This is a genomic window from Bacillus sp. FSL M7-0003 (assembly GCF_038628485.1).
In the GTDB taxonomy this organism is placed as follows: Bacteria; Bacillota; Bacilli; order Bacillales; family Bacillaceae; genus Bacillus; species Bacillus safensis.
Window position 1 is genome coordinate 3,374,821 of record NZ_CP152024.1, and the last position, 12,871, is coordinate 3,387,691.

The following is a 12,871-nucleotide window of genomic DNA, read 5'->3' on the forward strand; positions in this document are numbered from 1 at the left end:
GCTTCAAAAAATGCGCAAACCGTCATTTGCGCATGTCCATTTCGCTTGATTTATTTGATTAAGTCGCTCACAAATTTCGGCAGAACGAATGCCGCTTTGTGCAATTCTTTTGTGTAATATTTCGTCTCAATATCAAAGAAACGGCTGTCTTCTACAGCAAGTGGATCATATTTTTTTGAACCGATGGTGAATGTCCAAAGACCGCTTGGATACGTTGGAATATTCGCTGTGTAAAGCTTCGTAATAGGGAAAATTTCTTTTACATCACGCTGTACATTTGTAATCAGCTCAGGTGTGAACCAAGGGTTGTCCGTTTGTGCAACGAAAATACCGTCTTCTTTCAGTGCTTTTGCGATTCCTGCGTAAAATCCTTTAGAGAACAGGTTCACAGCTGGTCCAACTGGCTCAGTAGAGTCAACCATGATCACATCATACTCGTTGTCAGCTTCAGCAATGTGCATAAAACCGTCTCCGACTTTGACATCTACACGAGGATCGTCTAGTTTCCCAGCAATAGAAGGAAGGAATTTCTTCGAGTACTCGATGACCTTTCCGTCAATATCAACAAGTGTCGCTTTTTTCACACTTGGGTGTTTGAGGATCTCACGAATGACACCGCCGTCTCCTCCGCCTACAACAAGAACATTTTCCGGGTTTGGATGAGTGAAAAGAGGAACATGTGCCACCATTTCGTGGTATACAAACTCATCTTTCTCAGACGTCATCACCATGCCGTCTAAAAACAGCATATTGCCAAACTCTTCTGTTTCCACCATTTCTAAATGCTGAAAGTCTGTTTGTTCTGTGTGAAGGGTTTTGTTCACCTTCAATGTAATACCAAAATTCTTCGTTTGCTTCTCTGTATACCAAAGTTCGCTCATTGTTCATCTTCCTCTCATCCAATAATAAACAAACATCTATTGTTAGCGCCTTTTATCGGCTTTGACTATATCGATTGTCCAAGAAAAAAGTATAGTGGATTCATATCAAATTGTAAAGAACCGCATGAGTTCTCTTCATTTTTTAAAGCGCTCCTGCAATCGCTTGTTTAAAACGGTTTTCTTTGTTCCATACTGATAAAAAACCGTCAAAATGGGGGCTTTGCATGGACACAATCATGAGTAATAAAAAAATCCGCATGACCGTGAAAACGATTCGAGCCTGTTTTTTTATCGGCTTGCTCGCTTTTCTATTTGCAGGTACCGTCTTTTTGACGATTCTATTAATAGCTAAATGGCAAGGTGCCCCTTCTGTTCAAGTTCCCCAATCCACGACCATTTATGCAGCCGATGGCTCAAAGCTTGGAGAATCCAGCTTTGGAGAAAAGAGATATTGGGTGCCATTAAAGGAGATGTCTCCTCATATCAGACAGGCAGTTGTCGCTGTTGAAGATAAAACCTTTTATGAGCATCATGGCTTTGATGTGAAACGGATGGCAGGTGCTGCGGTGGCCGATATTCGTGCCATGGCTAAGGTGCAAGGCGCCAGCACGATCACCCAGCAATATGCACGAAATTTGTATTTAGATCATGATAAAACGTGGAAGCGGAAGTGGAATGAAGCCTTTTACACGATTCGTTTAGAACAAAACTATACAAAAAATGAGATTTTAGAAGGATACTTGAACACCATTTATTATGGTCACGGAGCGTACGGTGTGGAAGCAGCGTCCCGTCTGTATTTCGGGAAAAAAGCAAAGAACTTAACCCTCGCTGAATCGGCCCTGCTTGCCGGTATCCCAAAGGGGCCTTCTCTCTATTCCCCTTATGTGAATGAGGAGAAAGCCGGCGCAAGAAAGAATATGATTTTGAGACAAATGCACGAGGATGGCATAATTACGAAAAAAGCAGCCGATGACGCTGCGAAAGAAAAGCTGTCCTATCGCCCTTTGCAAAAGAAGCAGCTGCAAGCAAAGCAAGCCCCGTATTTTTATGACGATGTGATTCGAGAGTTGAAACAAAGCTTGGGGTTAACTGAGGAACAAATTGAAACCTATGGGCTTCATATCCAAACGACTCTCAATCCAGAATTACAGAAAATCGCAGAAAAGACGTTAAAAAACACGATGAATTCCAAATCAGAAATCCAAATCGGCTTTGCCGCCATCCATCCTCAAACAGGACATGTACTTGCCCTCATAGGCGGGAGGGATTATGAGAAAAGTCCATTCAATCGGGTGACACAAGCAAAAAGGCAGCCCGGTTCAACCATGAAACCCCTTCTTTATTACATTGCCTTGCAAAACGGGTTTACACCCGCAACCGTCATGCGCAGTGAGGAAACGGTTTTTGAACTGGATGATCAAGGCAGCGGTGCCGCTTATTCACCAAGCAATTATCACGGCTATTACGCCAATGACGGCATTACAATGCTTCAAGCTTTAGCGCTGTCTGATAATATTTACGCTGTGAAAACCCATCTATTTTTAGGAATGGAGCAGCTTGTACGTGCTGGCAAGACATTTGGAATCAAGGAAAAACTAGATCAAGTACCATCTCTTGCCCTGGGCACGTCTCCTGTGAAACCCATGGAAATGACCAATGCATACGCCATGCTGGTCAATGGCGGAAAACGCGTCAAACCAACCTTTATTACGAAAGTAACCGACGCAAAAGGCAATGTGCTTTTTGAAGAGAAACAAAAACGAGAACAAATCCTCGATGAAAAAGCAGCATTTGTCACCACCGACATGATGTCAGGCATGTTCAATGATCAATTAAACGGCTATACAAGTGTCACTGGCCGCACCATTATAAAGGACCTTACAAGAACATACGGAGGAAAGTCTGGGACTACAGGCGCCGACAGCTGGATGATCGGCTTCTCTCCCCAGCTCGTCACAGGTGTATGGACAGGCTATGATAAAGGCCGCACCATTGACTCAGTCGAAGAAACGGCCTATGCGAAAAAAATATGGGCTTCCTTTATGGAATCAGCTCTCTCTAAGCAGCCAGCCTCTTCCTTCATGCCGCCAGATGGTGTCAAAGGGGTATATATCAATCCAAAAACCGGAGACCTCGCAGGTCCAGGATGTGAATCAAAGGTATTCACCTATTTTATAGAAGGAACGGAGCCGACAGGTGTCTGCTATGGTGCTGAGGACAAAGCCTCTGAGCAGGAACCAGTTCAAGATCAAAAGCCAAAGAAATGGTGGGAAAAGTGGCTGAAACGTTAAAAAAGACATGAAAAACCCCGAGATCTGCATCTCGGGATTCTCCATGTCCTAGCTTTAACACCAGTTTACTCAAAAACCGGAGAGAATTGGTAGACATCCGCCAATCTTCACAAAAATTTCACAATTATTCAGGGACAGCTAATCCTTCTTTTAATTCATCTGTTGATGCGTCCCATAGCGCTTGATTATGACCTTTTAAGAAATCAGCCAGCACCTTTTTGGATACGTCATCCATATGACTAACGACAATTTTTCGCTTCATCGATTTATCCATTAAATTCACATGCTCTGGAAGTGACTTATACCCGCGGCGGATCGAACGGTCAACGGTCATTTCACAAGCCGTCACACCTGCATAATAAGGCCCTTCTTCTCTGCGGTCAATCGTCACCCATACAAGCCAATACGGTTTTCCGTTCGGCACCTCTTCTTTTGTTTTCAAAAATTTAATTCCTTTTTCGACGGCACTTCTTGCATGCATAGCACCAATATCAATGACAGCTTCCTTTTCCTCTACATCAATGATGACTGGCGAGATATTATCAAGGCTGAGTGCACCTGCCCCAAAGCCTCCATGTCCGTCGGTTGCATCTGTTTTTTTAATGATGTTAAAACCAATTGGTTTCTTCTTTTTACCTTCCATTTATTAAACCTCCTAAAGCAGCGGCTTCAAAATAAGATTAAACCAGTGTATGATTTGATCCCGCATTCCGATCAATGGACCAAACACAAACTGTCCCAGCGGTGTGATCACGAATATGAGAAAAATAATGATCCCATATTGTTCAAATTGCGTCATTTTCGCCCGGATACGGGGGCTGACGACGTCCTCAATAATCCGATACCCATCCAGCGGCGGAAGTGGTAATAAGTTAAATAGGAACAAGATGACGTTTAAGTTAATAAAGATTAAAAAGAAATTATCGACTCCCGGCTCAAAGCGCATAATCCACTCCCCGCCAAATTTCTGAAGAAGCACATACACAAAAAAGCCCAAAAACGCCAGCACTAAGTTACTTAATGGCCCAGCAATGGAGACACAAATCCCTGCTAAGCGCGGTTTTTTAAAATGGTAACGATTCACCGGTACAGGTCTCGCCCAGCCAAACCCGGCCACAAAGATCAAAATCGTCCCGAATACATCGAGATGCTTCAGTGGATTTAACGTCAGTCTCCCTTGATTCTTAGCCGTCGGGTCTCCGAATCGGTACGCAACATATGCATGCGCCAGCTCGTGCATCGTAAATGCAACAACAAGCGTAATGGCGACATATGGAATAAGTTCTAATGGATAAACAAGAAATTGGTTCAAAGGCATGAATCCCTCTTTCTTTCTATACAATGATTTACTTCATTCAGTATACTATAAGAAGTCCCTTAAACTAAAGGGAAGCGTAGCATTAAAGGAAAAAGGAGGTTTTCGCCATGCCGATTGTCACCGTTCAAATGCTTGAAGGAAGAACAGACGAGCAGAAAAGAGCTCTTGTGGAGAAAGTCACTGATGCCGTTGTAGAAACAACAGGCGCAGGTGCAGAAAAAGTCTCTGTTATTATTGAAGAAATGAAAAAAGAACACTATGCCGTAGCAGGAAAGCGAATGAGCGATCTGTAAGCATATTAACAGACGACTTTTTTAAAAGGGCCTGCCTTCAGCTAGCTTGTAGACATCCCCGCAGTCCTGAGCACTGTGATCACGAGTGTCACATACTGAAAAGAAGAGAAAGGGCTAAAAATAAAGTTCATTTTAGCCCTTTCTCTTCTGATTTTTTTTATCAATTATTTTCATAATGCTTGTAGCAGCTAAAGTAGATGAAAAAACAATAATCAATTTTCCTACAATAATTTTATAACCACCTGTAAATACAACAATTGCTATGACAGTGATTGATATTATTAATAATAATATAAATAAATTCCTCAATTTAATTACCCCTAACTAGAAAAATGATTAATAAGTTTAGTGTCTTGAATTAGATAAGTCTTATCTGCTAGAGTCTCTCTCAAGTGCTCAGAATGAGTGATTATAATGATAGATTTTGCATATTCTTCTTTGTATTTTTTAATAAGATCAATTACCATTCTCTGTGATTGGATGTCCCAAGACATGAATGGCTCGTCTAATAAAAGAAGATCTGGTTGTTTCGAAATACTTCCAATGAAGAAAAGTTTATCTTTCATTCCTTCAGAATAATGCTCAATCCTAGTATCTAAATGCTGATTCATACCTAGTTTATCAGAATAGAAACTAACATTTCCCCAAAATAGTTTTTTAGGTACATCCCAAAGATTTCTGATTAACTCTAAATTCTCTTTGCCTGTAAGAATATCATATAGTAAATGATTGCTTGGAATGTAAGCAATATTTCTTTTATATTCGTTTAAATTATCAACGGGGTTATTCTTAAAATGAAGTTCACCTTGAAATTCAGCAATACCTGCGATCACCTTTAATAAAGTAGACTTTCCTGCACCATTTGCACCTAAAATACAAATAATTTCATGTGCATAGAGATCAAGATTTATGTCCTCTAATATTGGCTTACCTTTATTGTAATAAAAACAAACCTTTTTTAAACTTAGTAATTTAGACATTAATTAAGAATCCACCCCCAAAAGATACAATGTTAAAGAGGAAAAGTACAATACAAAAATTCAAGCTTGCTTTCTTAGAATATCCAACAAAATTGAGTAATCCTAAAAACAAAACTCGAGAAGCCCATACTACTGTTATGAAAGTTAAAAGAACCACCATGAACATAACAAAAGAATTCTCAAACATAAATATTAAATTTATACCGACTGAATTCCCAAAAAATATTAATGAGTTGTAAGTCAAAATGACAACAAAAAAATGACTTATTTTTAATGTAGGATGGAAAAAAATCATGACTATTAAATACACCAAAGAAATAATAAAATTAATGATTAAGTAAAAAGGTGTGAAAACAAAAGCAATAAAGACATATAGAGCGAAGAAGTTGTAATTTTCACTACTAGGGAGAATTTGCACGATAATACAAGTTACAAAAAACATATTCAATAAAATAATGATTAAGTTCTGAAACAATATTGATCTACTAGTTACTTTTTCTATATTTAACGTTAAATAATTCTGGGGTTTAAAAACAAGTTGCATTTTTTCCTCCTAAAATGAAATTTGTTATCCTAGTTATATTCAAACCCAACTCACAAAATCTTCAATTATCGCTCCAAGAAATAAAAATGATGTTGCGATGAAGAGCATTATGAAACCCTCTCTAATCATTTTTAAATAATTAACTTTACGAATTTCACCTTGCAAAAATCTCAAAAATATCACTCCTGTAAACGTTCCAAGGACTGAAAAGGATAACAAACCAAACAACTCAATAAAAAAGTGTGGCAGTAATCCTGTAAACAAAGATTCTATATTTCCTTTAATTATCAAACTATTAATTGTATTACCGACAACATAACCATTCATACACATTACAAATATAGGAATAGCACCACACGTAAATAGTCCACCAATTAGACAAAGTAAACCAACATCTAGATTATTTAGAAATATGCTTCCATAATATTCACTATCAGAATTAGATTGAACCGAACCTCCTTTTCGGAACAATACACCACCAAAAACGCCTGCAAAAAATACTATTATGAATAAAATATAAACATTCTTCCATCTTTTTAATATGTTAATTAATCTAGTCAAAAAATACCTCTTTCTATCTTCTCAATTCCCTTTTCAACAATTTTTTTAGATATTATTTTAAACACAATCATTGATAACATGAAATAAATAAAATAGTACCAGTCAATATAATGAATCCATTTATAAATAGGTACAAATATGTTTATGAAGCTAAAAATTAAAAGTGGAACTAGTATAAAGTTTCTTGGTAGACTTTGAGACTTAATATGCAATATTTTTTCATCGTATGTACTTCCAACTTCCTGTATATCATCAAAAGAAAATTTAGAAAATAAAGGAGCCATATACAATTGAATGATTGGTGATATTTTATACACAGCAAACAACAATATAAATATTTGCAAACAAGATATTAAATTCAATTCTTTCACTAAATTGATAACAATTAAAGATATGATGATATTAATAACAAGAGGTATAAATAAACATACTTCCAACAATTTTATTTTAGATTCAAATAATTTTTCTACACCATTTGGAGACGTTTTTAACAAATGAATACTTTTACCTTCAGAACCTAAAAAGAATACTTGAGGATACTCATAAGAAACTTCAAAGCAATGAATAATTATTGTTAAAACATTAAAGAGAAGCAGCATTGCCATAATGAATGAACTGTTATCAGAGTTCTCCACTATCCCTAATAAAACCCCACAATAAAAAAAGCCTTCTAACGAATATATAATAATAGAAAAGACTCCTGGTGATACGATCCAACGTTTTCTTTCTAAATTAATAAGCTCTTTTTTAAACAGAAAATTATTCTCTGTTCTGAAAATCTTATTTACTAGTTTTATATAAAGTGTTAACCAATCAAATAATTCCTGCTTAGATTTTATTTGTTCATTTTTATAATAATTTGGATAAAAATAACGTGTGATAAAGACAATACACATCGTTAAAGCAAAGAATACCAATATTAATATTGGTAGGTTAATAGAATATATAATACCGTCGTAAATACTCCCAATAATTTTTTTAAAATAAATAAAATCCCCCTTGAATTCTTGAACAAATATATTTTTCACACGAATCCAATAGGAATCATTTAATAGCTGTTCTACATTTTTAAATGGTTCTCTTAAAGCAAATATTAGTTTTGCAAATTGATGACTCATTATGTATCCAAGAGTCATTAAAACACAGGAAAAAAACATATATATAGCAAATCTAAAGAAACCAATTTTATTTTTAATTTTATATGTTTGATACTTCCCCATTAAAAGATTCGAAATTATAAATGTGAAGAAAATAAACAAAATGAGATTGGAATTTAGCAACAAAAACAAACTTAAAGGTATTTTCAAAATAAAAAAGAGACATACAATTGCAGTTATTAAAATATTTCCATATTGCATCAAAAACCAAAGAAGTTCTTCAGTTAGTAGTAAAACATATATTTGTCGCTGACTTAGTGGAGATGTACTCAATAGATCCTGATATATTGAAAAATGGGTTCTTCTATATGTTGAAATTCCACTAGTTAGAGCTAAGAAGAATAATAAAAGGAATATCCCAAATAAGAACATTTCATTCCATCTATCAACAAAAACACCGTACTTGTTATATAAAAAAAGGATTAGGATGATTGAAAAAATAGTGTGAATAACCATCTTAAATATAGCAATATTTTTTATCCTCTTAAAAAAAGGAATAAACTTTAGTAAAAAGGAATAGTCTTTTTCAGCACGCATAATCAAATGGATTTTTAAAATATTTATGTATCTTGTTATCACATGAATAACTCCTAAAATAATATTCCCTATTGATCTCATTTCATTCTAATAAGAGGATTTCTCCTCTTATTAGAATAATTTCACCTTACCAAGCAATAAAGGCCTTTTTGCCTCTTTTTCTAAGCTCTTCTTTAAGATAGACTGTAAGTGCTTGTCTGCCGGCATTTGCAATTAGTCCTAATCCCCCGGTTAAAAAACCTGATAATATACCAATTATCACTGAAGCTGTTGCCCCCATGTCTAGATACCAAGTAATTGTACTACCTACTGCTGATGGAATACCAAACTCTTTAGTCAGATAAGCAATAGGTAAGTTCCCCATCACAAAAAAGTAAGCAAATAATAATGCAATACTCGCTAAAAGTAAGCCTGAGATTTTGAAAGCATTCACTCTTGCTGTCATTTTATTTCACCCCTTCCATCTGATTATAGATTTGAAACATAATAGAATTTAATCATAGTTTAATTTAAAAAACAAGTAAAATTTAACTTTTTTTGAAAATAAAACCTTACTGATGATAAGTATTTTTCACACCACATTATTACAAATAGTATATAGACACTTTAGATGCGAGATCATGGTCAAATTATATATTCTGAACATCCAATCAAAATATATTTATTTTCTAATAAGTATTTTAAGAGAACTCAAAGGGTTAAAATAACTTCACTCTAACCCTTTGAAAATAGTTTATGATTTGTTCTTGAATTAAATCATACTAACTCCTATCTTATCTGTACCACGCTTTATTACGGTTCACTTGATTTTTATGAGCCGCATCGAAGAAATCGACTGTGTAAGAATAATCATAATTCATTAGGCAGACAATGCCGCTTCCTTGAGGGTCGTGCGGTAAGCCAAAGTTATGACCGTATTCATGCGTAGCCGCTTTTGCAGTGTTCGCTGTTCCTTGATCAAGGTTAACGGCGAATGCACTTCCGCTTGGTGCACTATTGTAGACATAAGCGATTCCGCCAGCATCAAAGTTTGGATTTGCTGTAAATCCAGTGACAAAGTCATATCCTCTGCCATCAAAGCTGCGCGCAAGGTTAGACAAAATTTGCTCTGCATTTGAACCCGAAGACGTCCATGATCCTACTGCTTGTACGACAAAGTCCACATCATGATCACGGTTAAACGTGACATCTGCTTGCTCGATGATGCTGACAATCCGTGTTTGCCAGTCACTATATTTCGCACGATACTGCGCATCAGCGACCGCATAGACAGTGACCTTCTGACTGCCTGTACTTGCTTTTGTTGAAATAGAATCTCCTGTATTGGCCTTAAAGGTTCTCGAGCCTACCTGCTTACCAGACTCATCTAATACCTTTGTTGTCACATCTCGTTCAATTGGAGGTGCTGTCGTCAAATCTTTAAAATCCTTTGCTTTTGGCAACCCCTCACTAATATGGGTTTCGAACGGCGCATGACCATGATCATGCCCATGACCTGCACTCGCTACAGGTGCTGAAGCTGAACTTACCCCCGGTAACAAACTACCTACCAATAAAAATGACAAAAAGACTGAACGCTTTTTCATTCCTATCCCTCCTTTGTTTTTCACAAGGTTATATATTCACTGAAAATTCACCATTTTCCTTCTATTCAGTCAAAAACAGGGAATTAGATGCACAGGAAGAAAGTCGAATTACGTCATTTTCACTAATTTTTCGGATATTTTGACACACATTTCATCGAAAAATAGCGCTTTTGGTCTGGGTCATTTACTTAGTAAACACTCATGTTTTTAAGAAATAATATCATGGACTTAATGTCACATCTGAAAGAAAACAAAAAATGATATTAGAAAAGATAAAGTCACACTTTACTGATACCAATTATACTTCTCTGCGGTTCTGCCTTATGATGAAGAACATAAAACATTGCTACCTCAAAACGGAAGGGACGATCGGCATGTCTGGAAAAAAGCTCATACAATTTGGATTAATGTTACATGGCCCAGGGGGTCACATGAATGCATGGAAGGATAAATCGGTGCCAGCAGATGCAAGTGTTAACATTGATTATTATCAAGAGATGACCAAAAAAGCGGAATCAGCGGGTTTCCGTTTTGTCTTTGTGGCAGATGGCTTATATATTCATGAACATTCGATTCCTCATTTCTTAAACCGATTTGAACCATTAACCATCTTATCTGCACTTGCCACAGTCACGAAACAGATTGGACTTGTGGGTACTGTATCCACTTCATACAGTGAGCCCTTTACCATTGCCAGGCAATTTGCTTCCTTGGACAAATTAAGTAAAGGCCGGGCAGGCTGGAATGTTGTGACTTCCCCATTAGAGGGCTCTGCTGAGAATCACATCATCCGTTCGCATCCTAGCCACTCACTTCGATATGAAATTGCAGAAGAGTATTTACATGTAGTGAACGGGCTTTGGAGCTCATGGGAAGAAGATGCTTTTGTAAGAGATCGATCAACAGGTGTCTTCTTCGACCGAGATAAATTGCACACCTTAAACCATCATGGCAAACACTTTTCTGTCAAAGGTCCTTTAAATATTGAGCGCTCTGAACAAGGGCAGCCCGTTATTTTCCAAGCAGGCGCTTCAGAGGCAGGAAAAGATCTAGCCGCAAAAGAAGCAGACGCTGTATTTACAAATGCCGATTCACTTGAAAAGGCAAAAGCCTATTACCGCGACGTGAAAAATAGAGCAGCAGCGCTTGGAAGAAAACCATCCGAGATCAAAATATTCCCTGGCATCCACCCGATTACAGGGAAAACGGTCGAAGAAGCAGAAGAAAAATATGAAGCCATTAAACATCTAGTCTCTATTGAAGAAGCTCTGCATTATCTCGGCCGATTCTTTGACCATTTGGACTTCAGTCAATTCCCGCTTGATGAACCTTTTCCGGATATAGGTGACGCTGGGTCAAACAGCTTCCAATCCACAACAGAGTCCATTAAGAAAATGGCCAAAGATCAAAACCTGACCTTAAGAGAAGTCGCTTTACAAGTGACCACACCAAAAAGTGCCTTTTTCGGCACTTACGAACAAGTAGCTGACAAATTAATTCAATGGATCGAAGAGGACGCCGCAGATGGATTTATTTTTGGCGCTCCAATTTTAGCAAGCGGTTTATCCGAATGGACGGAGCACGTCATTCCGATATTAGTCGAAAGAGGATATTACGACCCAAATTATCCAGCTCATACCCTTCGCGAAAACTTAGGTCTGCCGATGAAGAAGAATCAGTTTCTGAAACAAACAGTAAAATAAATTTAAAAGAGGGGCTAGCATAAAGGCTAACCCCTCTTTTTATGACGGTTGGTGCTGGTGCAATCGACTTTCAATGAGATCAATAAACTGGAGCACAGCTCTTCCAGGCGTATCATTTGTTTTCCTCAATAGACCAACTGGCGGGGAAACTTGAATGCCCTTTATTTCTAATACCTTCGTACCGGGGAGTGTAAAAGAATGAGCCGTTCGTGTAAACAGAGATACTCCTAAGCCCGCCTGAACATAGTGTTTATGGGACATGCTGCTAGTAATCTCTAATTTCTTGTAATTTGTCCCAATGACATCGACGATTTGTTGTTCAATTTGGATACGGATGGGGCAATTGTGAGGTGTGAATAGTATAGTCTCATTTTCTAAATCAGTTACCTCTACGACATCTTTTTCCGCCAATCGATGGGAGGACGGAACCAGCAGGACAATATCATCTTGAAAAAGCGGCTTATAGCTATTTTCCATCGAAGCTTCTGGTGCACCGCAAATCGCGAAATCAATCTCATCATGCGAAAGCAAGGAACTCAGGGTATTCGCATCTGCTACTTGTACCGAAAATTCTACATTCGGAAACCTTTCCTTGAATTCTGCAAGGAGCGCCGGGAATTCTAAACTGGCAGTAGGCTCAGAAACACCGATGCGAATGAATCCCGCAATGCCCACTTCTAAATCTTGAAGCGTTTTCGTCAGTTTCTCATATTCATTGAGTAAAGAATTGGCTCTTTCATAAAAAAGCTGTCCTGAAGCTGTTAACTTTAAGGTCTTCCCTCTCTCTAGAAGCTTCTCTCCAATTTCCTCTTCTAAATGCTTGATGTGCAAGGTAATGGTTGGCTGAGAATAATTCAGTGCTTCTGCTGCTTTTAAAAAATTCCCATATTTCACAATGGTAGCAAAGGTGCGGATCGCACGAATCTCCATAAAACCCCTCTTTTCTCTATATTTTAAATAACTGAATCGTGTATTTATGATTACTAATTATACTTTTCAATTGGTTTGCCTTATTAT

Annotated in this window: 12 protein-coding genes; 3 read left to right on the plus strand and 9 right to left on the minus strand. The window is 37.4% G+C overall.

All coding sequences use genetic code 11. The annotated features are described in order from the left end of the window. Positions 1 to 50 precede the first annotated feature (50 nt). Positions 51 to 881, minus strand: a complete 831-nt coding sequence (gene speE / locus MHI23_RS17320) for a spermidine synthase (protein WP_025093862.1) — start codon at positions 879 to 881, stop codon at positions 51 to 53. A gap of 224 nt (positions 882 to 1,105) precedes the next feature. On the opposite strand from speE, the gene MHI23_RS17325 reads away from it, so the two are divergent. Continuing rightward, a complete protein-coding gene (locus tag MHI23_RS17325) occupies positions 1,106 to 3,175 on the plus strand; it encodes a transglycosylase domain-containing protein (RefSeq protein WP_098677156.1) in 2,070 nt (689 codons plus the stop codon). Between the two features lie 124 nt (positions 3,176 to 3,299). Here MHI23_RS17325 and MHI23_RS17330 read toward each other — a convergent pair whose 3' ends face one another. Further along, complete coding sequence (locus MHI23_RS17330) at positions 3,300 to 3,818, minus strand: YwhD family protein (protein WP_024423769.1); 519 nt, start codon at positions 3,816 to 3,818, stop codon at positions 3,300 to 3,302. Positions 3,819 to 3,830: 12 nt separating this feature from the next. After that, positions 3,831 to 4,487: a site-2 protease family protein gene (locus MHI23_RS17335; RefSeq protein WP_024423770.1), complete on the minus strand. Its 657-nt coding sequence runs from the start codon at positions 4,485 to 4,487 to the stop codon at positions 3,831 to 3,833. A gap of 113 nt (positions 4,488 to 4,600) precedes the next feature. On the opposite strand from MHI23_RS17335, the gene MHI23_RS17340 reads away from it, so the two are divergent. Further along, positions 4,601 to 4,786: a 2-hydroxymuconate tautomerase gene (locus MHI23_RS17340; RefSeq protein WP_003214939.1), complete on the plus strand. Its 186-nt coding sequence runs from the start codon at positions 4,601 to 4,603 to the stop codon at positions 4,784 to 4,786. A 320-nt stretch (positions 4,787 to 5,106) separates the two neighbouring features. On the opposite strand, the gene MHI23_RS17345 is transcribed toward MHI23_RS17340, so the two are convergent. The 5 genes from MHI23_RS17345 to MHI23_RS17365 form a co-directional block, all read right to left on the minus strand. Continuing rightward, positions 5,107 to 5,766 carry an ABC transporter ATP-binding protein gene (locus MHI23_RS17345; protein ID WP_098677155.1) on the minus strand — a complete coding sequence of 220 codons (660 nt, stop codon included), beginning with the start codon at positions 5,764 to 5,766 and terminating at the stop codon, positions 5,107 to 5,109. 583 nt (positions 5,767 to 6,349) lie between these two features. Next, positions 6,350 to 6,871, minus strand: coding sequence for a stage II sporulation protein M (locus tag MHI23_RS17350; protein WP_098677153.1), 522 nt, complete (start codon positions 6,869 to 6,871; stop codon positions 6,350 to 6,352). Continuing rightward, positions 6,868 to 8,607: a hypothetical protein gene (locus MHI23_RS17355; RefSeq protein ID WP_098677152.1), complete on the minus strand. Its 1,740-nt coding sequence runs from the start codon at positions 8,605 to 8,607 to the stop codon at positions 6,868 to 6,870. Before MHI23_RS17355 ends, MHI23_RS17350 begins: the two co-directional genes overlap by 4 nt. An 85-nt stretch (positions 8,608 to 8,692) precedes the next feature. Further along, entirely contained in the window at positions 8,693 to 9,010 is a 318-nt protein-coding gene (locus MHI23_RS17360) for an uberolysin/carnocyclin family circular bacteriocin (RefSeq protein ID WP_098677151.1), read from the minus strand. 328 nt (positions 9,011 to 9,338) lie between these two features. Beyond that, complete coding sequence (locus MHI23_RS17365) at positions 9,339 to 10,151, minus strand: zinc-dependent metalloprotease (protein WP_024423771.1); 813 nt, start codon at positions 10,149 to 10,151, stop codon at positions 9,339 to 9,341. A gap of 374 nt (positions 10,152 to 10,525) precedes the next feature. On the opposite strand from MHI23_RS17365, the gene MHI23_RS17370 reads away from it, so the two are divergent. Further along, positions 10,526 to 11,854, plus strand: a complete 1,329-nt coding sequence (locus tag MHI23_RS17370; protein WP_280149186.1) for an LLM class flavin-dependent oxidoreductase — start codon at positions 10,526 to 10,528, stop codon at positions 11,852 to 11,854. Between the two features lie 39 nt (positions 11,855 to 11,893). Here the strand turns inward: MHI23_RS17370 and MHI23_RS17375 are convergent, their stop codons facing one another. Next, positions 11,894 to 12,784 carry a LysR family transcriptional regulator gene (locus tag MHI23_RS17375; protein WP_025093859.1) on the minus strand — a complete coding sequence of 297 codons (891 nt, stop codon included), beginning with the start codon at positions 12,782 to 12,784 and terminating at the stop codon, positions 11,894 to 11,896. Positions 12,785 to 12,871 lie beyond the last annotated feature (87 nt).